The organism is Acinetobacter seifertii (assembly GCF_000368065.1).
GTDB classification, from domain to species: domain Bacteria; phylum Pseudomonadota; class Gammaproteobacteria; order Pseudomonadales; family Moraxellaceae; genus Acinetobacter; species Acinetobacter seifertii.
Genome location: NZ_KB851203.1, coordinates 220,849 through 244,203, shown reverse-complemented (window position 1 = coordinate 244,203; position 23,355 = coordinate 220,849). Strand labels below are relative to the sequence as shown.

The following is a 23,355-nucleotide window of genomic DNA, read 5'->3' as shown; positions in this document are numbered from 1 at the left end:
ATACCAAGCGTTAATTGGTTATTTTTGTTGAATATTCATCCAAAGAATATTGTAGACTTCATGCGTAAAACTTAGGAAGAATTATAAGAGTGAATAATCTTGTTATTGGAACCCTATTTGCACTTTGTGCAGCAGCTTTAAATGCATCTATTGGTGTAATTAGTAAATTACTCATGCACAGTGGTTTAAGCCCACAAGATATTGCCTTTTTAAAAACCATTATCGCGTTTTTCTTTTTAAGTGTTTTTTTATTTAAAGTGCCTGTGAGCCAAAAGATTGCCTACATCAGTAGCACTCCAAGCAAGCTCAGTGTTTTTACTCAAATTGCCATCTGTGCCTTTTTAGGAATTTTCTCGCTATTCTTTTTTGAAACAATTGCCTATAACCACGGTGCTGCCGCCAATGTCGTGGTGGTACTCATGGCTTCGGCTGCTATTTCTGCCCTATTTTTTGGTCGATTCATTTTAAAAGAAAGCATCTATATTCACTCTCTTATTGGAACATTATTAGCAGTTGCTGGTATTAGTATCATTTCGTGGAAAGGTGAAAATAGCCTTTTAATGCTGATCAATGCCTCAATTGCTGGCACGGGTTATGGCCTATTTTCAGTTTTAGTTAAAAAGTTCAAATTAAACGGCGGGCTGTTTCTTACCAAGTATTTATTGCTCTTTGGCAGCGTTTATCTTGCCGTTCCGTTTTTAATAAACTTGCATAGTATTCATTTTAATACTTATATTGTTTTAGGTTTGATTGGTTTAGCTGTTCTACCGACCATACTTGGCTTTTTCTGTACCACCAAAGCGTTGTCTTATATGAGTGCCGCAAAGGTACAAGTGACCGAGCTTTCCGAACCTATTTTTGCAGCGCTTATGGCATGGGTTTTCATTCATGAACAACCGACTTTATCATTTTTATACGGTGCAATCTTTATTATTTCAGGCATCTTTTTAATGAATAAAGCGCCGAAATCAAACTAGCCAATTTCATCAATTTCGTTGGCGTGGTGGCAAGCCACTTGCACCACACTGGCAAAGTTAATCGCCATTTGTGAAGGGGCATGTTTTTTATAAGCAAGCCCCAAACCCACCGTAGGTACAGGTGCTTTTAAAGAGCGATACGCGACACCTTGTATTTGCAATTGTTTAGTCGACTCTGGCACCAAAGACACCCCTAAGTTTGCAGACACCAAAGATAAAATCGACACAATTTGCGGGGCATTTTGTCCAATTTTCGGTTCAAAACCACGCTCATGACAGGCTTGTTTAATTGCATCAAAAAGCCCTGCGCTAATGGATGGTGGCGAGACAATAAAATCAAGCTCTCGCAGTGTGGTTAAATCAATTTCTTGCGTTGAATCATCTAAACTCAAAGACTCGGAAGGCAAAGCCGCAATAAGTGGTTCTGCTAATAATTCTTGAAGAATGAGACTATCTGGAATGTTGCGTGGTGAGCGAATAATTGCCACATCTAAACGGTCTTCAAGCAATAGGTCGATGAGCAACAAGGTATTGGCTTCTTCAAGTTTTAAATCTACTTTCGGATATTGCTGCTGAAAATAGCGAACGCATTTAGGAATGAGAGGGTTCAGCATTGAAGTACCTGTAAATCCTAATCGTAGTTGACCGACTTCGCCATTTGCCACTTGTTTAACAAGGTTGGCTGCATCTTCTACACGCTGCTGTACTGGCTGAATCGCATTTAAAAAGGCAAGCCCCGCTTCGGTCAGCTCCACCCCATGTGGTGAACGAATAAATAAATCTGCGCCTAATTCTTCTTCTAAGTCACGTATTTGCATACTTAAAGGCGGCTGGCTCATGTTTAAACGCTGCGCAGCTCTGGTAAAGTTTTTTTCTTCTGCTACTGCTAAAAAGTAGCGTATATGTCTGAGTTCCATCGCTATATATAAAACATATTATGACCTATTGTTAAATATATTAGAAAAATACCCTCTAAATTGCTAATTTTAATTCATCGAATTTTCTCGATGCAGTATGCCCCAAAGCACTGCTCTTTCTTTCTGTCATGGTCATGATATGAGCTCTTCATCTACACCCAGCACTTTAGACACAGAGGCGACTTCTCTGCTTTCACGTGAGTGGATTCACAAAGGTACTAAAGCCTACAAACATGCAGGTTTCGCCTTATTCCTCGTAGGTTTTGCCAGTTTCTCTCTCATTTATTGTGTACAGCCGCTGTTGCCTGCATTTAGCCAAAGTTTCCAGATTAGTCCTGCGAGTAGCTCTTTGGCACTGTCATTAACGACTGCCTTTTTAGCGATTTCGATTGTGCTATCAAGCGCGTTTTCACAAGCGATTGGTCGTCGTGGTGTAATCTTTACATCTATGCTTTGTGCAGCAATTTTAAATATTGTCTCAATGTTTACCCCTAACTGGCACAGTTTGCTGATGGCGCGTGCATTAGAAGGTTTGCTGCTCGGTGGTGTACCCGCAGTGACAATGGCGTGGATTGCTGAAGAAATTGCACCTGAGCACTTGGGTAAAACCATGGGGTTGTATATTGCAGGGACAGCCTTTGGCGGCATGATGGGCCGTGTCGGCATGGGGATTTTGATTGAATATTTTTCATGGCGCACCGCTTTAGGTTTGCTGGGCGCAATCTGTTTTATTTGCTCAATTGCCTTTTTAAGCTTACTGCCTGCTTCGCGTAATTTTGTACAGAAAAAAGGGCTGAATTTAGGCTTTCACATGCAAATGTGGCGTGCTCATTTAAGCAATACTAAATTATTACGCCTTTTTGCGATTGGTTTCTTGCTCACCAGTGTGTTTGTGACCTTATTTAACTACGCGACTTTCCGTTTAAGCGGCGCGCCTTATTCACTGAGCCAAACACAAATTAGCCTTATTTTCTTGTCGTATAGCTTTGGTATGGTGTCTTCATCGTTGGCAGGTAGCTTAGCCGATCGCTTTGGTAAAAAAACCATGATGATGAGTGGCTTTGCGCTCATGATTGTGGGTAGCCTCATGACCCTGCTAAGCTCGCTTTTTGGCATTATTATTGGGATTGCCTTTATTACCACTGGCTTCTTTATTACCCACTCGCTTACCAGTAGTTCAGTCGGCGCTGAAAGCAAACAAGCCAAAGCCCATGCAAGTTCACTCTACTTGCTGTTTTACTATATGGGTTCAAGTATTGTCGGTTCGGCAGGTGGTTGGTTCTGGTTACACGGCGGCTGGAGTGCGATTGTCGCTTTAACGGTTGTATTGTCATTAGCTGGAATATTTTTAGTAATTTATACAAAACACGCAAAAGCACATTAATGAGTAATTTAAAGGAAAATCACATGTCGAGTTTATTTGTTTATGGCACTTTAGGTCCCGGCCGTCCTAATGCCCATATACTTGAAAATATTGGCGGACAATGGTCGGAAGGCTGGGTAAACGGAACCTTACGTCATGAAGGTTGGGGAGCAGATTTAGGCTATCCGGGAATTGTGCTCGATGATAGTGCTAACCAAGTGCAAGGTTTTGTTTTTAGCTCGGAACATCTAGATGCAAATTGGAAATTACTGGATAACTTTGAAGGCGAAGAGTACGAAAGAGTACCTGTTCGCGTCACTTTAAATAGTGGTGAACATGTTGATTCTTTTATTTATATGTTGAAGCCTTAAGCCATTTTTAAAGCTCAAACGCATAAGCGCTTAAAAATTGATAGAAAAAATTCAAATGCTCATTTTTTGGCTTGTATTTTTTTTAAGAAACTGTAAAATTCACTCCACATTGCCGGCATAGCTCAGTTGGTAGAGCAACTGACTTGTAATCAGTAGGTCCACAGTTCGAATCCGTGTGCCGGCACCATCATTAAACCTCATGAATATTTGATTTATGGGGTTTTTTGTTGTCTGTAGGTTTTATATTCTGGCTTGTGAATCTATTATCCTCAGTGTGAAATAAATTCTTTAATAAGAAATGAAAAAAAGCCCAACATCCTGTTGGGCTTTTTTCGTATTTCGTTACTAGGTATACATCCTGTAATACCTCACGTCCTGATGCTTAAACTTATTATTGTTGTTTTACGTTTTGGAACTTCCTGTTCCTGATGAGTTCATCATAGGTAATTCATGAAGTCATAGAAAGACGTCAATTTCCTGAATGGACGTAGGAAAAAGCGTACGGGCTTGTCAGACTACCTCTACCCTTCTTTCTTCTTCTCTATCATTTTTTCAAAGTGTCTAAGGTTAGGGTTCAACGTATCCCAAGCATAAGCTTGGCTCACAAATACCTCAGCTCTAGGCTCATAAAGACTTGGGTCATCAAGCGTACCTGCACGTATTGAAATCATTTCAGGGGCAATTTCAGGTAAGCCAAAAAGCTGAGAACCACATGTCGGGCAAAATGCTCTTTTAATGGAACGGCCAGAAGAACCTACGGTCTCAAAATATTTAAGTTCACCATTCACTTTCAATTCAGATTGGTGAAAAAAAGCAATTGGTGCATATGCTGAACCTGTGGCTTTTTGGCAATCTCGACAATGGCAATTAAAGCTATAACGTGGCGCTGCTTCACTTTGGTAGCTCACAGCTCCACATAAACACGATCCTTGATATTTGGCTGACATGGCTCATCCTATTTTTTTATTGCTGTTATTTGAATATAACGGACATATCCACTTTGGTAGAGTTGCTGGCATAACTTTGCAGTCATTTGAATTTTAAAATTCGCCAACCCTCGGCTATGAGATTGTCCTTGTTGTTTTTGAATATACTCTGAAAAACCTAATAATACTTGTTCAGATAAATCTTCAATTTGAATATCTGTAAAACCTTGCTGTTCCAAGCTCGTTCTTAGAGTTTGTTCAGTTGGTACAGCATTCCAAGTCACGTCGGCTGCTTTAAGTAAATAACGATACTTTTGCTCTTGCAGCATTGTCATGTTTTGACATAATTCAGCTCGCATTAAGTAATGAAAACCTAAGCGTGCATTTGAATTTAAAACGGGAGTGACCGAATCTAGAAATGAATTTAAAGAACTGTGGTAAGCCGCATCAATGCACATCACCACATCGAAAGCTTGTTTAAATTTAAATTGTTTTAAATTTAAAAATGAACCGCAAAAAATCTGACTTATTTCAGGAATAAGTTTTTGAATTTTATTCACACATTGAGCTTGTAGCTCAACGGCACTCATACTTTTGGGCTGATAGTGTTGTAACCAGTGCAACAAACTTGCACCCTGTCCGCAGCCTAAATCGAGTAAATAATCTTTTGAATTTAAATTGACAGCTTGTGCCAAATGGTCGGCCAATTGGCGACAAGCTTCAGGATAGTTTTGGGTATTTTTCCAAAAACCCAAATTTGTCCAAGCAAGCTCTCCATCATCTCCCAAGCTTGATGCATCAATGGCATATTTATGGGGAATGAGTCGAGAAAGAGCTGCTCGAACTTTTGTTTTCACAATTTTAGTAGCCGAGTTCTGGAGCAACTTCAACCTGAGGTTTTAAACCTACAAATGGTAAAGGTGCACCTAAAATTTCAGCAATATGCATTGCAGAAGTCACGGCTGACTCTAAAATTGGCAAGCCATCACATGACCATGAACCACAGTAAAATACTTTACGGTTTGGTTCTAAATGACGTTGCTGTAACTCTTTGTTTAGAGCAATGGTTTGCGAGTCTACAACTGCACGCGTTAAGGTCACTTTTGAAATGATTTTTTTAGGGTCAATATCAGTCACTGGACGCCAAGTTTGGAATACAGGATTTTTACCTACAAGTGATGGCTCAACCGCATTCATCCAAACCGTAAACTGCTGACGAGTAAACTTACGGTCCATCATATAGCTCAGCACTGACCAGTCTTTACGGCGTGGCGGCATGACTGTCGCGTCTGTATGAATAACTAAGTCACCTTGCTCAAAACGGAACTGTTTAAGCAGGTTCATATCATCTGCAAACTGCTCAGGGTTTAAGAACTCTTCAATCTTAGATGTTGGTGTCGCCACAATAACGCGGTCATATGTGCCCTTATCGCCTTGCGCATTTTCAACCAGTACTTTTTCGCCTTGTTGCTCAACTTTCTTAATTGCCGAACCACTATGGATATCGATGCCTTTAATTAAGCTGTCTACAAATGCAGGTGTACCGCCTTTCATACGCAATAGCATGTCGCCATCAGTTAAATGACGCAAAAACTCAAGAAGGTTTTTTGCAGGCCAGTCACCAATTGTTTTTGGGTTACATGTACAAATGGTATAGAGCACTGGCATCACTACACCGTGCCAGAATACTTCTTCTATGTCGTTCTGATTAATAAATTCAGCGAGAGTAATATCTTGATTTTTAGATTTGAAAAACTGGTGGATCGCAGTTTTTAATTGCAACATCCCTTTCACAAGACGCCAGCCATACTGCTGAATGCCTTTACGGTTATTGATAATCGGGAAATTACCAATACGGCTACGAGATGTGGTTAACCATGTTTCAGTACGATCTTCAAATAACCAGCTACAAGACATATAGGTACGAACTGGGAAAGTTTTAATACCTAAATGTGCAGCAAGGCTGAGTGTATTTTTCCATAGATGCGGGTTCATAACACGCAATGGCGCATCAATAATTCCACCATCGAACTCAATGCTATGGCTATCCATTCCCCGGCCAGGAAGTGCTTCAAATATCGTGATTGTATGTCCTGCATCTTTCAGAATTCTTGCTGCTGCAAGTCCTGCCATTCCACTACCAATAATTGCGATATCCAAAATGATGTCCCATTTTTCGAGAATTTTTTTGATTATCACTCATACCTAAAAAAAACACCGTATTAAAAACTACCAGATTTTTATTTTTTACATGAATTTATACAGAAAAATTTTCTCTGATGAATGCAAATTTATTTATAAAACTTTACAAAAGAAAATAAGTCGATAAAACTTTATATTTTTTAAAAATTTAAAAAAAATTCTTTTAAATAAAATGAGATAATTTAACTAAATTTATATCAAATATTTTACAAAACACTCTTTTTGCGATATCATGCCACCACAACAATGAGAACCAAGTCACATAAAACAATGCCCAAACAATAATGATATCTATTATAAAAATAGAAACTTTACAGCGAAAAAGCCCGCTATTCACACTTGATAGCGGGCTTTTTATTACTTTGCTTGAATAGCTAATTAAGCTCAAATAAACAATTTATGCTTCTTGCATGAGAGAACCAAATTTTCCACGATTAAAATCATTAATCGCTTCCATAATCTCGGCTTTGGTATTCATGACAAATGGACCATAACCTTCGATTGGTTCATTCAGTGGTTGGCCAGTCAACACTAGGAATTTAGTGTCTTCTTCGGCATTTAAACTAAACTCAACACCTTCACGAGATAAAATCGCAACGGTTTTACCTTCAAGACGGTTGGTATCATTAATGACCACAGCACCATCTAAAACAACAACAAGTGTAGTATGTCCTTCAGGCACATAAAGGGTGTGTTTTTGGCCTTTGACTAACTTACCATCCCATACGTTTAATGGGCTAAAGGTCGTTGCGGCACCTTTTGAATCTGCATATTCACCCGCAATCACACGTAAATGACTACCGTGCTCATCTAGCGCGATGTCTGGAATTTCTTTCGCTTCAATTGCTTGGTATTTTCCAGGAGTCATTTTTGAATGAGCAGGTAAATTTACCCACAATTGCACCATTTCAAACAGACCGCCATGCTCTGCAAATTCAGGAGAATGGAACTCTTCATGTAACACGCCTGCACCTGCAGTCATCCATTGTACGTCACCCGTTTTAATGGTTCCGCCGCCGCCGCTTGAGTCTTTGTGTGTTACTTCACCTTGGTAGGCAATCGTCACGGTTTCAAAGCCACGGTGAGGATGCGACCCGACACCTTGTTGTTCGGTGGTTGGTGAGAAGTTATAAGGCGCTGCATAATCCAGTAACAAAAATGGGCTTAGGGTTTGGCCTAAACGGTCATAAGAGAACAGGTTATATACAGGGAAACCATCACCAACCCAATGCATGTGGTTATTTTGATATGCACCAAGAAATTTCTTCATCTGATCTCTCCTATATATGTAGGATTTTCTTGAACTGGGATTGATTTTACGCCTCAATAATTGCAGTTTATAGATCAGGTTTAGCAACACATTATTTCATATATGAGACAATCTTAAAGTTTGAGGTACGCTTCAAAAGATCGTCCTATTTTTAAAATTCTTAATCCTATTTTTTAGACTTAATCACGACAACAAACTCAACTAGCATAATTTTAGGCACTAACGACCTACTTAATAATTTTTAATTATTCATTTTGATAACATGAGGATATAAAAATGGCTCAAGATTACGTCCGTTTAGACAAGGATAATGCTGCGGTTCTTTTAGTTGACCACCAAGCTGGTTTACTTTCTTTAGTTCGAGATATCGAACCAGATAAATTTAAAAATAACGTATTAGCGCTTGCAGATGCAGCAAAATATTTTAACTTACCGACTATTTTAACGACCAGTTTTGAAAATGGTCCAAACGGTCCTTTAGTTCCAGAACTAAAAGAACTTTTTCCAGATGCACCATTTATTCCACGCCCTGGTCAAATCAACGCTTGGGACAATGAAGACTTCGTAAAAGCAGTTAAAGCGACAGGTAAAAAACAACTGATTATTGCAGGTGTGGTCACTGAAGTTTGTGTGGCATTCCCTGCTTTATCTGCACTCGCTGAAGGCTTTGAAGTGTTTGTGATTACCGATGCTTCTGGTACTTTCAATGAATTAACCCGTGATGCTGCTTGGGACCGTATGTCAAAAGCAGGTGCTCAGCTGATGACTTGGTTCGGCATGGCATGTGAGTTACACCGCGACTGGCGTAATGATGTGGAAGGTCTAGGTGCACTCTTCTCAAATCATATTCCTGATTACCGCAACCTGATGACAAGCTATAGCTTTAATACCTCACAAAAATAAGTTCTATTGACAAGATTAGAGTGCTTAAGCGCTCTAATCTTAAATTTAAATGGAGTGATCTGACATTGATAAGCTCTTTTGATGATTTTTATTATTTCTATTTGGTCGTAAAACACGGCGGATTTAGTGCGGCCAGTGAAGCTGAAAATATAAGTAAATCTAAGCTCAGCCGACGTATTATTGACCTTGAAAATAAATTTAATGTCAGCCTGATTCAAAGAACAACCCGCCATTTTAAAGTGACCGATTTAGGCCAAGAGTTCTACGAAGAATGCTGCAAAGTTATTGCCCAAGTTGAATGCGCAGAAAACGTTTTGTTAAAGCAAAAAAGTGAGCCTCAAGGAGTAGTAAAAGTCAGCTGCCCACCTTTAATGATGCATTTTCAAATTAGAAGAATTTTAAATCAGTTTTTAAAAACTTATCCTAAAGTTGAGATTGCTCTTGAGCTGACCAGCCGTCGAGTAGATATTTTGCACGATGACATCGACCTCGCGATTCGAACCAATTTCGAACCCAATGAAGATTCAAATTTAATTGTTCGGGATGTAATTAAAACCGACCACTGTCTAGTGGCTTCGCCTGAATTATTACTAGGCCGTACCATTGAGCATTATTCTGAATTACAAGACTTTCCAAGTATTAGCTTAGGCACGCAAAAGCAAAATTATATTTGGCATTTATGCAATATTCAAAATGGTGAATCAGTTGATGTGCCTTATCAACCACGAATCAAAAGTAATGACTTGGCAGGTGTTTACTATGCCGTGATGGATGGTTTAGGCATTGCCGACCTTCCCTTTTTAACTGTTGAATCTGAAATTCGTAAAGGTTCTCTTGTTCATATTCTTCCTGACTGGAAATCAAATATTGGCATGCTACAACTGGTTTATGTGTCTCGAAAAGGCCAACGTCTTGTGGTCGAAAAACTGATTGAAACTCTGATTGAAGAACTCAGGCGTTTACCCGAAAGCCATGAAGGGTATTTGCCGACTTAAATAAAAAACCGGTCATGAATGGGCATGACCGGTTTTTGTGAAACATCACACACAGCATAACTGCATGTTTTCGTTCAGAACAAAGCGAACTCGCTTTTATTCCTTACTCAGATAAGTCTACGCAGAGGTATTTCATTTCGACATATTCTTCGATGCCGAATTTTGAACCTTCACGGCCTAGACCTGATTGTTTTACGCCACCAAACGGAGCAACTTCATTTGAGATTGCACCTGTGTTAATGCCGACCATTCCATACTCAAGTGCTTCACCTACTCGCCATTGACGAGCTGTGCTTTGAGTAAACAAATAAGCAGCTAGACCAAACTCTGTATCGTTCGCCATTGCCACTGCTTCATCTTCAGTTTTAAAGCGGAATAGTGGTGCAAGTGGACCAAAAGTTTCTTCTTTAGACACTTTCATGTCTTGCGTTACACCAGTTAACACAGTCGGTTCAAAGAATGTACCGCCAAGTGCCGAACGCTGACCACCAATACGAACTGTTGCACCTTTCTCAGTTGCATCTGCAATATGAGATTGCACTTTTGCAATCGCATCTTCATCAATTAAAGGCCCTTGAGTTGAACCTTCTTGACGGCCATCGCCAACTTTCAATTTAGACACGGCTTCAACCAAACGGTCTGCCAGCGCATCGTAAATACCGTCTTGAACATAAATACGGTTAGCACAAACACAAGTCTGACCGCTGTTACGATATTTACTTGCCATGATGCCCTGAACTGCTTGTTCAAGATTAGCGTCGTCAAATACCACAACTGGTGCATTACCACCAAGTTCAAGTGAAAGCTTTTTAATGGTTGGCGCACATTGTTGCATCAAGATACGACCCACTTGAGTTGAACCTGTAAAGCTTAACTTACGAACAATATCGCTTTCGCATAGGGTTTTACCAACTTCAACCGCATCACCACTAATGTTAATTAAAACATCGGCTGGTAAGCCTGCCTGTAACGCCAATACTTCAAGTGCATAGGCAGTTAACGGTGTTTGCTCTGCTGGCTTAACCAACATTGAACAACCCGCAGCAATCGCTGGACCTGCTTTACGCGTAATCATGGCAGCCGGGAAGTTCCACGGCGTAATGGCAGCAGTAACACCAATCGCTTGTTTAATCACGAGCAGACGTTGGTTTGGCAACGTAGGTGTTAACACTTCACCATCAATACGTCGCGCTTGCTCGGCAAACCAGCGAATAAATGATGCTGCATAACCAATTTCACCACGTGCTTCTGCCAATGGTTTACCTTGCTCAGCTGTTAAGATTTGAGCCAAATTTTCTTTGTGCTCAAGCATGAGGTTGTACCATGCCAATAGCACATCAGCACGCGCCAAGGCAGTTTGCTTTTTCCAAGCGGCCTGCGCTTTTGCTGAACGGTTAATTGCGGCTTCAACTCCTGCACGGTCATAGGTTTTTACCCATGCCAAAGTTTCGCCCGTAGCAGCATCATTCACCTCGATATAGTCATTTGATGCAGGTGCTTCTAACGCAATATCAGGATGTTTTAATAAATACTGCAAAGTATTTTGAATCATGCAGATTGCTCCATTGCTTTTGCACTACCTGCTTTGAGTGTCGCAAAACCTTGTTTCAAAATATCAAGACCTTGACGGAATTGCTCAGCAGGAATGGTTAATGGATATAAGAAACGAATTACATTACCGTATTTACCACAAGTAAGAAGTAACAACCCGTTTTCCATTGCATAGTTTTGTACAACTTTTGCTTGTTCAGCCGTTTCAAGCTCTACTGCAACCATTGAACCTAAAGCACGAATATCAGTTACGACGTCGCCTGTTGCTTGTTGAATATCTTTAAGGGTAGCGACTAACTCAGCACCTAATTCATTTGCACGGTCGCATAAGTTTTCTTCTTCAATCGCATCAATTACCGCGTGTGCAGCTGCAACCGCAATCGGGCTACCTGCGTAAGTACCGCCTAGACCACCTGGGTTTGGTGCATCCATGACTTCTGCACGGCCTACAACACCCGAAATAGGGAAACCGCCACCTAAGCTTTTCGCCATCGTGATAAGGTCTGCTTTAGTCTCGTAATAGTTCATTGCAAACAATTTACCAGTACGCGCAAAACCAGATTGCACTTCGTCAGCCACAAGTAAAATGCCGTGCTTATCGCAAATTGCGCGTAAACGTTTTAAGAACTCAGCTGGTACTACATTGAAACCGCCTTCACCTTGTACTGGCTCAAGTACAATTGCTGCAACATCATGCGGTGCAATATCTTCACTGAAAATATCTTCAACACTTTCAATTGCTGCATCTACTGAAATACCTTTAGCAGGTACAGGGTAACGTGCGTGGAATACACCCGCTGGCATTACACCGAAATCACGTTTGTAAGGTGCGGTTTTACCTGTCATTGCCATCGTCATAAATGAACGACCGTGGAAACCGTTACCAAAAGTAATAATGCCGTGACGACCTGTATAAGAACGAGCGATCTTTACTGCATTTTCAACAGCTTCTGCACCAGTTGTGAAAAACGCTGACTTCGCAGGACCAGCAATTGGCGCACGCTCATTAATACGTTCAGCCAAAGCCACATAGCTTTCATAAGGTGTTACTTGATAGGCAGTGTGCGTAAATTTAGTAAGTTGTTCAGTTACTGCTGCAATCACTTTAGGGTGGCGATGGCCTGTATTTAAAACCGCGATACCACCAGCAAAGTCGATAAATTGGTTGCCTTCCTTGTCCCAAAGCGTGGCATTTTCAGCTTTTTCCGCATACCACTGACACATCACGCCTACACCACGTGGAGTTGCTTGCTGTTTACGTGCGTTAAGTGCAGAATGTTGATTATCCATTTGATTCCCTCATATTTTCATCATCAGTTGCAGCTTTGGTTTCTTGCATCCTGTGCTTAATTTTCAGGGTGCTTTACAACGACTGCCTATGCATGTAATTTCGCTCGTCTGACGCCAACTGACGAGAGCCACTTTTTAACTGTAGGAGAGAGCCAATTGCGTAGTTTACTTGGAGATCATTTGCTACAACGACTCCAACAGGACACTGAAGGGAAACTACATCAACGCCTTTTCCGTTGCCTGCGTGGTGCCATTATTGATGGAGTCATCCAGCCCAAGACTCGTCTACCTGCGTCACGTGACTTAGCTAGTGAAATTCATGTTTCTAGAAATACAGTGCTTACAGCCTACGAACAGCTACAAGCTGAAGGCTACTTAGAAGCCCGTACAGGACACGGCACATGGGTTGCCGAAAAATTACCAGAGAGTTTTTTAAATACTCAAAATAAGAAAAAAGCGGTTTCAAGCCTGAAAGTTCAAAGCTCTTATGCCCTTTCGCAGCGTGGTTCTAACTTATTAGGCTATGCAGCAGCGTCGCCACACCAATGGGGAGCTTTTGTGCCAGGAGCGCCTGATGTGACTGAGTTTCCACATCATATTTTTAGTCGTATTCAAGCACGCCTAAGCCGCGAACCGGACATTAACCGCCTGATTTACAGCAACGCTGGTGGCTGTATCGAGCTTCGAAGTGCTTTAGCAGATTACTTACGTGTTGCACGTTCGGTTCAGTGCGATGCAGACCAGATTATTATTACCGAAGGCATTCACCAAGCGATTGATTTGGTCTCACGTGCACTCAGTGATATTGGTGATCGAATCTGGCTTGAAGATCCCGCTTATTGGGGAATGCGTAATACCTTACGAATTAATGGCCTCGATATTCAGCCCATGCCTGTCGATGCAGAAGGTATTATTCCTGAAGAAAATCCGGCAAAGCCGCCTAAACTCATTTTTGTCACACCATCACATCAATATCCGCTAGGTTCACATTTAAGCCTAGATCGACGACGCAAACTGATTGAAATTGCACGCCAGCATAATAGCTGGATTGTAGAAGATGACTATGACAGTGAGTTTCGTTTTTCAGGTCAACCGTATCCGTCTTTGCAAGGCTTAGAAAATGATGCGCCTGTGCTGTATATGGGCACGTTTAGTAAAACCATTTACCCCTCTTTAAGAATTGGTTATTTGGTCGTACCTAAACCACTTTTTTCACCACTACGTATTGTGGCAGCCGAGCTTTACCGTGGGGGCCATTTGCTTGAGCAAAAAGCCTTAGCTGAATTTATTCGTGAAGGCCATTACGAAGCGCATATTCGCCGTATGCGCCTACTCTATGGCAAGCGCCGCGACTACTTGGTGAGCTTAATTCAACGCTACCTTGGCCCCGAATTTATTCATGAATATGATGAAGCCGCAGGGTTACATCTGGTTTTAAAACTACCGAACGCTTGCGATGATGTCGCGATTGCGGCGACTGCGCTTGAACGTGGTGTCAAAGTTCGACCACTGTCTCAGTACTACATGCAGTCGCATGCACATGCCGAACGTGGATTGCTCATGGGCTTTGCTTGTGTAAATGAAAAGGATATGGTGATGGCTTTTGGTGTGTTACTTCAATGCTTACGTGAAGCAGGCGTCCCTACGCTGAATTAAAGATTCTTCCGTATTAAGACAAATAAAAAAGAGCCTCACAGTGAGGCTCTTTTTTATTTAAAAATTTGGTGGTGTTTCAAAAAGTATGCTGACATTAAATGAAGCCATTATTGATGTAAAAAAAGGTTAAGTCGAAAGCTTTAAAATGGTTTTCAATCTTTTTTGAAAAATTACAACTCCTTCTAAAACCACGCCTAATTCGATGCCTTATTTTGCAATTATTACCTTCAATACCTACAGTAAAAAATTTACCAATACTTTGCTTGCAGTTTTTAAAAGCAGTTATGAAACTGTCCCAATGATCACTTGCAATTCGGGTGTAGTGAATACCTAATTGTTTAAGCTTTGTTTTCAATCGTTGAACTGTAGCTAAGTCTCTTTTACCCCAAACATAAGCAACAATCTCACCTGTTTCTCGATGGTAGGCGTAAATAAGCCATTGTTTATTATTTTTATTTCCCACAAAAGTCCAAAACTCATCAACTTCAAGAGACTCATAATGACTTTGTTTAGGCTGAATTTGGTAGGTCGATTCGGTTAAAGTACGTAAAACTTTACCGATACTGATTCGCTCAACTTCAGCGATATCTCGTATACCACTACCTCTGACCATCAACTGTAATATTTTTCGAGTAATGCCTGAATTACATCCTAGATAGCTCAGAGCATGGTCACCAATAAACTGACGTTTACAGTCTTTGCACTGATAGTTTTGTTTCCCATCTACTTTGATGCCATTTTTCTTTATACTGTCACTGAGGCAGGTTGGACATTTGATTTCTAGAGTTATTCGCATTTCTCTATTTTATCAAAATTCAACCTGCTTTGTTTCAGCATACTTTTTGAAACACCACCAAAAATTTAAACTAACTTTTCTTCATGGCTATGAGTTAAATGAGTCGCTCTACGCTCTTTCCCCCATCCCAGTTTTTCAGACAGCAAACCGAAGAACACAATAATGCCGAACAATGCTGTAGTGTAAATCACTTCTTTAAAATAGGTGCCTTCAATCAGCATGGTAAGAATTGCACCAATAATTGCAAAGATCACCACGTAAGTTAAGTAAGGGAACATCCACATTTTAAAGTCAATTTTCACGCCTTCAGCTTCTAACTTCTTACGCATACGAAGCTGAGAATAAGCAATCGTCAGGTATACATACAATGTTGCTGCACCTGTTGTTAGCATGAAAAAGTCATACACATCCATACTCTTGGTTGCAGTTAAAATCACGGCAATTACAGAGAAGAAGCATGACACAATCACGCCAACCCACGGACTACTTTTACTGTTTACAGAGCCAAAGCTTTTCGGTGCATCACCACGTTTAGATAATGAGAACAACATACGTGAACACGTATAAAGCGCTGAGTTAAAGCAGCTACATACCGAGGTTAGAACCACAAAGTTTACGATATGACGCGCGCCCGGAATACCAAGAGCAGACAACGTAACGCTATAAGTTCCCCAAGTCGAATCTTTCAAAAGTTCATTGTTGTGAGGAATTAAACATACCGCCACAAACATTGAACCGACGTAGAATAAAATAATTCGCCAAACCACTGAGTTCGAAGCTTTACGAATTTCTTTAGATGGGTTTGCAGACTCTGCCGCCGCTACAGTCACAATTTCAGCGCCAATATAGGCGAACATCACCCCAAGTAAGGCGGTAATAACGGATGAACCACCATTAGGCATAAAGCCTTGAGAGGTTAAATTACTGATACCAGATGCAGCAGGATTACCCCAAGGCCACAAATGCATGATGGCTAAACTACCAATCACCAAGAAGATCACAATCGCAATCACTTTGATGAGAGCGAACCAGAACTCGAATTCACCATAGTTCTTTACGTTCTGCAAATTGACAGCAACCAGTGCACCAATGACGACAGTCATATAGACCCAGATCGGTATAAACGGGAACCAGTTATTTAAAATTTTACCTGCCACATAAGCTTCCCACCCCATGAGCATTGCCAGCGTACACCAGTACAACCACCCAATTGAGAAACCTGCCCAACGACCAATTGCGCGGTCCGCATAAGTTGAAAAAGAGCCACTGTCGGGGTTTAAAACGGCCATCTCGCCTAGCATACGCATGATGAACCAAACGAGTAGTCCACCTAAAGCATAGGTTAAGAAAACCACAGGACCTGTGTTGTAGATGATACTGCCTGAGCCAACAAAGAGAGAGCCACCAATAACCCCTGCTATCGAGATCATGGTTAGATGGCGTGATTTGAGTCCATGTTTTAAACTTTGGGAGTGATTGGCTTCAGAACCATTTTGATGAGCTGCCATATCATTTTCCTTAATATATGGAGGATATCGGCTAGACTCGGAAATCCTCCGAAGCCAAAAAATATCCCCTAAAAATTTAGCCGTTTTGCTCAATTCCTAAAACAGAAAATTCACTGAGCTTATCCGGCGCTTCCGTATGCATACTTCCAATGGCTTTAATTTGTCGTTTCGGCACTCAAGAAACGAGAGCCATTTTTGTAATAAAAGAGAGAGCCAATTGCAAAATTTATACGCAAAATTGGCCCTTTTTATATTGGATGAGGATAAGTAAATTTTAGTTTTTATTTTAATGAGCTTGAAATTCTTTAGTTTTGTTCAGAAATTAATAACGCTTTTGTTCCTGTTTCTAAGGCTCTAAATATATGCTTTTGATCGGCTGGATAACAAATATAGTCTCCAACTCCAAGCTCAACCGCCTCATCAATTAAACCCACTAAAGCTTTGCCTTCGACCACAATAATATGTTCTACAGAACCAACTGGATGTGGCTCTGAAAGACGGTCTTCACCCGGCTCCACAATCAATAAATATACATCACGGCGCGCATGCGGTGGACAAGTCGCCAACAAAATTGCTTTGTAATTGGCAATCTCGGAACTCACCGTTGGCCCATCGCCACAGCGAATGACTTGCACTTGATTACTCGGCTCTTCCATCAGGCGTGCAAATGGAATATTGAGCGCAACACAAAGTGCCCATAAGGTTTCAATGCTTGGGTTACCTTGCCCGGCCTCTAACTGCGAAAGTGTAGATTTGGCAACACCTGCACGACGAGCAACCTCTGCCAATGAAAGCCCTGCTCTTTGGCGTTCACGCGTTAAACCTTTGGCAATAATTTCAATTGGCTGAGACATTCACCACATCCGTTCTATAAAAAAAACGATCGTTCGTTTTGACAAAACAATCAGACTTATTCATTATAATGGAAAATCGTTCGTTATATCATGCTATGTCCACATACGCTCTCATTAAGAAACTTAGTAAAGACACCACCCGCTCGATTTTCTTTGTATGTCTAGCAACAAGTGTTGTTGGTATGTCTTTAGGTTCACTCGCTGCAAGCTATGGCTTAGCACTCTGGATTCCGCTTTGCCTATCTGTCTTTGTGCTTGCAGGAACTGCTGAATTTATTTTTATTGGCTTCTTGGCTGTAGGTGGTAGCCCAATTGCGGCTGCGATTGCAGGACTACTCGTCAATTTAAGGCACTTACCTTTTGGTATTGCGGTCAATGAACTGATCCGAGGCAAATTCTCTCAGTATTTCGGGGCTCATATCATGAACGATGAGAGCGTTTTGTTTGGTATGGCACAGCCTGACTTCGAGACAAAAAAGGCTGCTTACTGGTTATGTGGTATAGGCATTATGCTGACTTGGCCACTGGGTGTCACGGCGGGTTATTTTATTGGAAGTGCTATTCCAGACCCGAAAACATTTGGCTTAGATGCAATTTTCCCTGCCATTTTAATTGCACTGACTTTTAATGCTTTAAAGAATAAATCTACACGAAAAGCTGCATTTGCAGGGTCAACTTTAGCACTGATGACTACACCCTTTTTGGCCTCAGGACTTCCAATTCTGATTTCGCTTTTTGGCTTGATATGGGGTAGAAAGAAATGAGTCAACAGTTACTTATTATTGTAGGAATAGCTCTACTTGCACTTGGAACGTACAGTATTCGTTTTGCTGGCTTTCACTTAGGTGCCAAGTTTTCGTTTTCTGAAAAATACCAAGTTTTACTCTCAAATGGCGCAACCGTTTTGCTCTGTGCCATTGCGGTGACCACTACATTTTTTGAAGGCCAACATTTCGCAGGTTTCGCACGTATATTCGGTGTTGGCTTAGCACTGTTCTTGGTTTGGAAAAAAGTTCCTCTGTTATTGGTGATTTGTTTGGCCGCTGTTGGCACGGCACTTCTACGTTTGCTAGGAATTGAATAATAAAAAAGGCGAGATAAACTCGCCTTTTTTGCAACTTTGATTAAAACGGATATATCCACCAATAAAAAATAAACTATTTAATTACAACTAATTAAGCAATAATGTTAAGTAATATGTTAAATTTAAAAACTAAAAATTAACAAAAACTTGTACTCACAAAATAAGTTAGCCCACAATTGACCTTTCTTAAATTTATTTGATGTATAATTTAGTCCTCACCAATTATCTTCATTACCATTACTAAATTTCACGATACCTTCATTGAATAGCTTTATCGTATATATTTCTTCCGTACTTAATTTCGATTTATCAGCACTATTGATTATTTGTTCAATTTTTTTAACATCATAGAAATCATTTATATTACCAACTTTAATGTAATAATGCTTTTTACTAACTTTACCATCAAAAGATGTACTATACTGAATGCATTGAGATAAGAATTTTAATAAATCTTGAAAATTGGTTGAGATTAAATCTATCCAATTATTTATATCCTGTACTTCTCCCCATTCTTTCCAACGATATAAAAGCGTTAAGAGTGCCTTATTTTCCAATAAACTCTCTTTATTAGAAAATGCAAACACCTTTAATTTTTTCACAAACAGCTCTTTAATTGAAATATAATGAAAATCATCTAATAATATTTCTTTATTTTCATTCCTTTTAGTTTGCTCGGATACAAGTAATTTTGCAATCATCACAAATTCATTTGATTTTTTAAAACATTCTAATATTATTTCACCCCGTTTTTCTATGTTATCAATACGACTAAGAAAGTTATAAATTAGTCGATATATAAAAGATTGAGCACCGAATATATCAAAAAAACTTGTATCATCATCATTCACTAAATCTCCTACGTCTATTAATGTTGATATATAAGGAATAGCTGAATCTTCAACCACTTGATTTTCATAAGACTCAAATTGTGAAAGGAACTCTTTCAACTTATGGCTAGCATTTAACTCTAAAATCTTACTTTTCATTAAATTTTCATTAGCTGTTAAACCAATAAAATCAACCAAATCAGACTTAGTAATATCATTTTCAGATAAGGATAATTGAAAATAATTTTCAAAATTTTTTTTATGACATATTCTACCTTCTGAAAACCAATTATTATATGAAGAATATTCATAGTAAGAATTACCCGTAATCCAGTGAATTGTCGGAAATAATTCATTCAATATTTTCTCTACTCCCTCTCTATTAATTTCTGATGTTTTTGATATTACGGAATTAATTGTTATTTTAAAGGCCTCTTTATTATTTTCCCTACTACTTCCTACTGATTGAAATTGTGTAAATGCATGTTTAGAAATTGACAATTCATTATAGACCTCTGGCTCAAACACACGCAAACATTCTACAGCTATTAAATCTACTGGATTTGCCTCAAAAACAGTTCGTCCCTTTAATAAAGAGAAATGGAATGCTAACGTAGAAGTATATCGATATACATTTCTTAAATTTTTAAAATAATTTTTCAATCCGGCATGATAAAGCTGTGTCCATCGATCCTGATCAAATTGTAAATTAGAATTTTTATCTAATTGTAGAATTTTATTTAAACGATCAAACAAAACCTCATGTACTTGTTCTTGTGAGACTTGAGGAATATTAAAAGGAACTTGAATAATTTTTTCTAAGTAATCTTTTCCAGATTGAGTAGCATCTGTGAGTCTCTGCTCTACAATATTTCTTTGAAATAACAATAGAAAAGTTACATTTGGAAATTCAGTATTTGCTTTTATAAGTTGAAAAATCATTCTTAATTCTGAAGAAGTTAATCTATCTAAGTCATCCATAACTATGAGAATAGGATTTTCAAGCTCTTGTAATTCAACCTTTAATTCACTTCGTATTTCCGTCAAACTTTTTTCACTGTCTTTAGCTTTTTCATCAAAATACCCAGCTAATCTTTTTAAATTTTCTACCCCCCATTTCAAAAAAGGACTTATGGCAACAAATCCTGTAGTGATTAAAGTAATTATTTTTGTGTCATTTAGGAATGCACTGAAAAATCCTATTCCTGCTATTGCAGATACAATAAATGGGAGTGAATTGGATGTAGATGTCAAAATAACTTCACTTGCAGCAAGATAATTACCATATTTTTTGAATGAATCTGCTAACTTTTTATTCTTCTCCGAAGAGCTTTCTTTTCCAATCGATTTAGAAATCTCATTAAAAAATGCTTTTGTTATTTTTTCTTGCGCCGCCCATTCCCATGGTGAAAACTCAATAACTATTGGCTTTGAAGACTTATCCTTAATATATGTTAAAGCCATATTTTTTACTGATGATTTTCCTGCACCCCAATCTCCATACAACGCAACGACAAGGCTATCCTTACCATTCCAGTTACTAATAGCTTCGGCTAAATTTTCCGAAAATTTTGCTCTTCCTAGCAAATCCTCATCAATTTTATGAATTGGACGGTCAGCAGAGAAGTTAAATTTATCTATATTATTCATAAGTAGTAAAATTAAATTTATTTATTTCATATAATATATACCTAAAATTTAACAATGAAACAATCTAAATTTATAAATTCAATATATTTTAAAAATCAATCAATTAAAACTACCTCTTATACAAACATGTAGAATTTTAGTGTTTAATATATTTTGGAACACTCGATGAGTTTATTCAACTTAATTTTTTAAATAATCACATCCGATTTTGACACGACCAAAACAGATAGATATAAATATGAAAATGAGTATTCAATCAATGTCAAAAAAAGGGCGAATTCAAACATGAGGTGCGACAGTTTCAAAAGCCATATGATAATCAACAAGCTGAGCAAATTTCTCTAATGGTGTAAGCCAATCTAACGCCTTTCTAGGACGAGTATTCAGTGACATGGCAACTTGATTTAAATAATGCTGATCTGCCTGATTTAAATCAATCCCTTTAGGTAAATATTGCCTAATTAAACCATTCATATTTTCGCATGTGCCTTTTTGCCAGGGTGAATGTGGGTCACAGAAATATACATCTATGCCTAAATCTTCTTCGAGTATTTTATGTTCTGACATCTCACGTCCACGGTCATAGGTCAACGTTTTACGCAGTTCTGCAGGTAAATATTTCAGAGCTTCAGTTAAAGCCTTGCGCACTGATTCTGCCTTTGCATCAGGTAATGTTGCCAAGATACAGAGCCGTGTATTTCGTTCAATAAGTGTTGCTATCGAACTTTTATTGTCTTTACCTTTAATTAAATCAGCTTCCCAATGACCCGGTATTTTTCTTTCTTGAACTTCGGCTGGGCGCTCATGAATAGTTTTAATATCCTGTAATATAGAATCTTTTTTAGGTTCACCGTTAGCTTTTCGCTTTTTATTTTCATGACGTAGACAGGATAATAAGTCTTTTTTCAACTCACCCTTGGGTAATGCTCGTATCGTTGAATAAATCGTTGTATGGCTTACATTCATTGTTTGATCCAAATCAGGAAATGTCTTTAAACGCTTTGCTATTTGCTGAGGAGACCATAAACAACGGATCGCTTCAACAATAAATTTCCAGAGGATTGAATCGATTTTGAGTTTTCTGTGACCACGTCTACGTCTAGCAAAAGTGTTATCAGAAGCATATTGAGCTTGATAAACGTCATTGATGCTATTTCTTTTAAGCTCACGATAGATCGTACTAGGATGTCTTTTAATAAGTTCAGCAAATTTTCTGGCTGAAAAGCCTTCTTTTCTTGACTCAAGCATTAATGCAGTACGATCTTCAAAGTTAAGATGATGGTATGACAATTTTATATACTCCATAAACCCTTTAAATTAATTAGGTGGTTTATGTCGCACTTCAAGTTTTACTCTGCCAAGGATTAAACTATATTAAAAGATCACTAAAGCAGAAATCATAAAAAAATTTCGAGTAAGCCAAGTAACGTTGAGTAATTCACTGAATAAATCTTAAAATTTTTCTTAGTTACTATCCAACAAGAATTTCATATATTGGGGATGTATTTTCTTAATATCTATTCCTAACCCTTGGAATAGTGAACTAATTGCATCTTCTTTTTCTATTTGTAGTCTATTATTAAAATCATTTAAATTTTTGGAATCAGCATCACTATAACAATGCTGATAGCCTGAAACTATCTGCTCCATCCTAGTGATAGTTTTACTAAAGTTTAGTTTCATTTTAATATTACTTTTGATATCCGTCAGAAAATTTAGATTATCTCTAACATTTTCAATAATATGAGGAGGAATGTACCAGTCATATTTTGAATTTTCATATCGTAAGTCTAATCCTAAAAAATTTACTGTTTCCTTTTCATAAATAATTTGTGTTTTTGACTTTGCATCAATTTCCGGAAGTGTTAAACCTAGGTTATTCAATTCTTTGAAAACTAATTCAAATACCTCTTTACATTGCTGCTCGGAATCAAGAAAAAATATCAGATCATCCGCATAACGGACATGTTTATATTTTTTCTTAATAAGCCAGTTATCAAAATCATTTAAGTAAAAGGATGCTAGTAAAGGTGATAATGGCATCCCTTGCCTGACACCTTTCCCAATCTTAGATTCAATTAACTTTTTATGTGTCTTCGCATATTCATGAGGAATACTTGGGTCACAGCAAATTATGGATTCAAACAAATATAGTATGTCAGTTGGTATATTTTGAACCGTACCGGGTTTGTCGGAGACTTTTTTATTTAAG

General features: G+C 38.8%; 20 protein-coding genes, 1 tRNA gene and 1 pseudogene. 9 read left to right on the top strand and 13 right to left on the bottom strand.

Translation table 11 applies throughout. The annotated features are described in order from the left end of the window. The first annotated feature begins 89 nt into the window (after positions 1-89). Positions 90-977, top strand: coding sequence for a DMT family transporter (locus F985_RS21185; RefSeq protein WP_004705051.1), 888 nt, complete (start codon positions 90-92; stop codon positions 975-977). Here F985_RS21185 and sxtR read toward each other — a convergent pair. After that, positions 974-1,894: a multidrug efflux pump transcriptional activator SxtR gene (gene sxtR / locus F985_RS21180; protein ID WP_004705049.1), complete on the bottom strand. Its 921-nt coding sequence runs from the start codon at positions 1,892-1,894 to the stop codon at positions 974-976. The two genes, F985_RS21185 and sxtR, sit on opposite strands and share 4 nt — an antisense overlap. Positions 1,895-2,033: 139 nt before the next feature. Between sxtR and sxtP the strand changes: the two genes are divergently transcribed. From sxtP to F985_RS21165, 3 genes are all read left to right on the top strand, one after another. Next, positions 2,034-3,278, top strand: a complete 1,245-nt coding sequence (gene sxtP, locus F985_RS21175; protein WP_025469232.1) for a multidrug efflux MFS transporter SxtP — start codon at positions 2,034-2,036, stop codon at positions 3,276-3,278. A gap of 23 nt (positions 3,279-3,301) precedes the next feature. Further along, complete coding sequence (locus tag F985_RS21170; RefSeq protein ID WP_004705045.1) at positions 3,302-3,628, top strand: gamma-glutamylcyclotransferase family protein; 327 nt, start codon at positions 3,302-3,304, stop codon at positions 3,626-3,628. 111 nt (positions 3,629-3,739) lie between these two features. Next, positions 3,740-3,815, top strand: a tRNA-Thr gene (locus F985_RS21165). A gap of 334 nt (positions 3,816-4,149) precedes the next feature. Here F985_RS21165 and F985_RS21160 read toward each other — a convergent pair. From F985_RS21160 to F985_RS21145, 4 genes are all read right to left on the bottom strand, one after another. Then, a complete protein-coding gene (locus F985_RS21160; RefSeq protein ID WP_004705043.1) occupies positions 4,150-4,575 on the bottom strand; it encodes a GFA family protein in 426 nt (141 codons plus the stop codon). Positions 4,576-4,583: 8 nt separating this feature from the next. After that, complete coding sequence (locus F985_RS21155) at positions 4,584-5,411, bottom strand: SAM-dependent methyltransferase (protein ID WP_025469231.1); 828 nt, start codon at positions 5,409-5,411, stop codon at positions 4,584-4,586. A gap of 4 nt (positions 5,412-5,415) precedes the next feature. Further along, positions 5,416-6,714, bottom strand: coding sequence for an FAD-dependent oxidoreductase (locus F985_RS21150; RefSeq protein ID WP_031944570.1), 1,299 nt, complete (start codon positions 6,712-6,714; stop codon positions 5,416-5,418). A gap of 439 nt (positions 6,715-7,153) precedes the next feature. After that, the gene (locus tag F985_RS21145) at positions 7,154-8,026 is read right to left on the bottom strand and encodes a pirin family protein (protein WP_004705040.1); all 873 of its coding nucleotides are present in this window, start codon (positions 8,024-8,026) and stop codon (positions 7,154-7,156) included. A 276-nt stretch (positions 8,027-8,302) separates the two neighbouring features. Here F985_RS21145 and ycaC point away from each other — a divergent pair, with 276 nt between their 5' ends. Next, a complete protein-coding gene (gene ycaC / locus F985_RS21140) occupies positions 8,303-8,929 on the top strand; it encodes an isochorismate family cysteine hydrolase YcaC (RefSeq protein WP_004705039.1) in 627 nt (208 codons plus the stop codon). Between the two features lie 20 nt (positions 8,930-8,949). Continuing rightward, complete coding sequence (locus F985_RS21135; protein WP_025469230.1) at positions 8,950-9,924, top strand: LysR substrate-binding domain-containing protein; 975 nt, start codon at positions 8,950-8,952, stop codon at positions 9,922-9,924. Between the two features lie 103 nt (positions 9,925-10,027). Here the strand turns inward: F985_RS21135 and F985_RS21130 are convergent, their stop codons facing one another. Then, a complete protein-coding gene (locus F985_RS21130) occupies positions 10,028-11,476 on the bottom strand; it encodes an NAD-dependent succinate-semialdehyde dehydrogenase (RefSeq protein ID WP_004705037.1) in 1,449 nt (482 codons plus the stop codon). Continuing rightward, positions 11,473-12,765, bottom strand: a complete 1,293-nt coding sequence (gene gabT, locus F985_RS21125) for a 4-aminobutyrate--2-oxoglutarate transaminase (protein ID WP_004705036.1) — start codon at positions 12,763-12,765, stop codon at positions 11,473-11,475. The genes F985_RS21130 and gabT overlap by 4 nt, the downstream gene beginning before the upstream one ends. A gap of 156 nt (positions 12,766-12,921) precedes the next feature. Here gabT and pdxR point away from each other — a divergent pair, with 156 nt between their 5' ends. Further along, positions 12,922-14,421: a MocR-like pyridoxine biosynthesis transcription factor PdxR gene (gene pdxR / locus F985_RS21120; RefSeq protein WP_004705035.1), complete on the top strand. Its 1,500-nt coding sequence runs from the start codon at positions 12,922-12,924 to the stop codon at positions 14,419-14,421. Positions 14,422-14,515: 94 nt separating this feature from the next. On the opposite strand, the gene F985_RS21115 is transcribed toward pdxR, so the two are convergent. The 3 genes from F985_RS21115 to F985_RS21105 all read right to left on the bottom strand — a co-directional run bounded on the left by F985_RS21115 (position 14,516) and on the right by F985_RS21105 (position 17,579). Next, positions 14,516-15,217: an IS1-like element ISPa14 family transposase gene (locus F985_RS21115; protein ID WP_001223318.1), complete on the bottom strand. Its 702-nt coding sequence runs from the start codon at positions 15,215-15,217 to the stop codon at positions 14,516-14,518. Positions 15,218-15,282: 65 nt separating this feature from the next. Continuing rightward, positions 15,283-16,725 (bottom strand): amino acid permease, encoded by a 1,443-nt coding sequence (locus F985_RS21110; RefSeq protein WP_004705034.1) that lies wholly within the window; start codon positions 16,723-16,725, stop codon positions 15,283-15,285. 305 nt (positions 16,726-17,030) lie between these two features. After that, positions 17,031-17,579 (bottom strand): helix-turn-helix domain-containing protein, encoded by a 549-nt coding sequence (locus tag F985_RS21105; protein WP_002117406.1) that lies wholly within the window; start codon positions 17,577-17,579, stop codon positions 17,031-17,033. A 68-nt stretch (positions 17,580-17,647) separates the two neighbouring features. On the opposite strand from F985_RS21105, the gene F985_RS21100 reads away from it, so the two are divergent. Both F985_RS21100 and F985_RS21095 read left to right on the top strand, forming a co-directional pair. Beyond that, on the top strand, positions 17,648-18,343 hold the full coding sequence (locus F985_RS21100) for an AzlC family ABC transporter permease (RefSeq protein ID WP_004705032.1): 696 nt from the start codon (positions 17,648-17,650) through the stop codon (positions 18,341-18,343). Beyond that, the gene (locus tag F985_RS21095; protein WP_004705030.1) at positions 18,340-18,663 is read left to right on the top strand and encodes an AzlD domain-containing protein; all 324 of its coding nucleotides are present in this window, start codon (positions 18,340-18,342) and stop codon (positions 18,661-18,663) included. Before F985_RS21100 ends, F985_RS21095 begins: the two co-directional genes overlap by 4 nt. A 215-nt stretch (positions 18,664-18,878) precedes the next feature. Here the strand turns inward: F985_RS21095 and F985_RS21090 are convergent, their stop codons facing one another. From F985_RS21090 to F985_RS21080, 3 genes and pseudogenes are all read right to left on the bottom strand, one after another. Continuing rightward, positions 18,879-21,143: a KAP family P-loop NTPase fold protein gene (locus F985_RS21090; RefSeq protein ID WP_004705029.1), complete on the bottom strand. Its 2,265-nt coding sequence runs from the start codon at positions 21,141-21,143 to the stop codon at positions 18,879-18,881. A 279-nt stretch (positions 21,144-21,422) separates the two neighbouring features. Further along, positions 21,423-22,448, bottom strand: coding sequence for an IS30-like element ISAba125 family transposase (locus F985_RS21085; protein WP_001988464.1), 1,026 nt, complete (start codon positions 22,446-22,448; stop codon positions 21,423-21,425). A 159-nt stretch (positions 22,449-22,607) separates the two neighbouring features. Further along, a pseudogene (locus tag F985_RS21080) lies at positions 22,608-23,312 on the bottom strand (reverse transcriptase domain-containing protein); the annotation flags it as partial. Between the last annotated feature and the right edge of the window lie 43 nt (positions 23,313-23,355).

What these genes read in the sequence shown, in the direction of transcription:
- sxtR (WP_004705049.1), bottom strand. Translation starts at nt 1,894, where the DNA reads ATGGAACTCAGACATATACGCTACTTTTTAGCAGTAGCAGAAGAAAAA.
- sxtP (WP_025469232.1), top strand. Translation starts at nt 2,034, where the DNA reads ATGAGCTCTTCATCTACACCCAGCACTTTAGACACAGAGGCGACTTCT.
- F985_RS21170 (WP_004705045.1), top strand. Translation starts at nt 3,302, where the DNA reads ATGTCGAGTTTATTTGTTTATGGCACTTTAGGTCCCGGCCGTCCTAAT.
- F985_RS21160 (WP_004705043.1), bottom strand. Translation starts at nt 4,575, where the DNA reads ATGTCAGCCAAATATCAAGGATCGTGTTTATGTGGAGCTGTGAGCTAC.
- F985_RS21145 (WP_004705040.1), bottom strand. Translation starts at nt 8,026, where the DNA reads ATGAAGAAATTTCTTGGTGCATATCAAAATAACCACATGCATTGGGTT.
- ycaC (WP_004705039.1), top strand. Translation starts at nt 8,303, where the DNA reads ATGGCTCAAGATTACGTCCGTTTAGACAAGGATAATGCTGCGGTTCTT.
- F985_RS21130 (WP_004705037.1), bottom strand. Translation starts at nt 11,476, where the DNA reads ATGATTCAAAATACTTTGCAGTATTTATTAAAACATCCTGATATTGCG.
- gabT (WP_004705036.1), bottom strand. Translation starts at nt 12,765, where the DNA reads ATGGATAATCAACATTCTGCACTTAACGCACGTAAACAGCAAGCAACT.
- F985_RS21115 (WP_001223318.1), bottom strand. Translation starts at nt 15,217, where the DNA reads ATGCGAATAACTCTAGAAATCAAATGTCCAACCTGCCTCAGTGACAGT.
- F985_RS21110 (WP_004705034.1), bottom strand. Translation starts at nt 16,725, where the DNA reads ATGGCAGCTCATCAAAATGGTTCTGAAGCCAATCACTCCCAAAGTTTA.
- F985_RS21105 (WP_002117406.1), bottom strand. Translation starts at nt 17,579, where the DNA reads ATGTCTCAGCCAATTGAAATTATTGCCAAAGGTTTAACGCGTGAACGC.
- F985_RS21100 (WP_004705032.1), top strand. Translation starts at nt 17,648, where the DNA reads ATGGAAAATCGTTCGTTATATCATGCTATGTCCACATACGCTCTCATT.
- F985_RS21095 (WP_004705030.1), top strand. Translation starts at nt 18,340, where the DNA reads ATGAGTCAACAGTTACTTATTATTGTAGGAATAGCTCTACTTGCACTT.
- F985_RS21090 (WP_004705029.1), bottom strand. Translation starts at nt 21,143, where the DNA reads ATGAATAATATAGATAAATTTAACTTCTCTGCTGACCGTCCAATTCAT.
- F985_RS21085 (WP_001988464.1), bottom strand. Translation starts at nt 22,448, where the DNA reads ATGGAGTATATAAAATTGTCATACCATCATCTTAACTTTGAAGATCGT.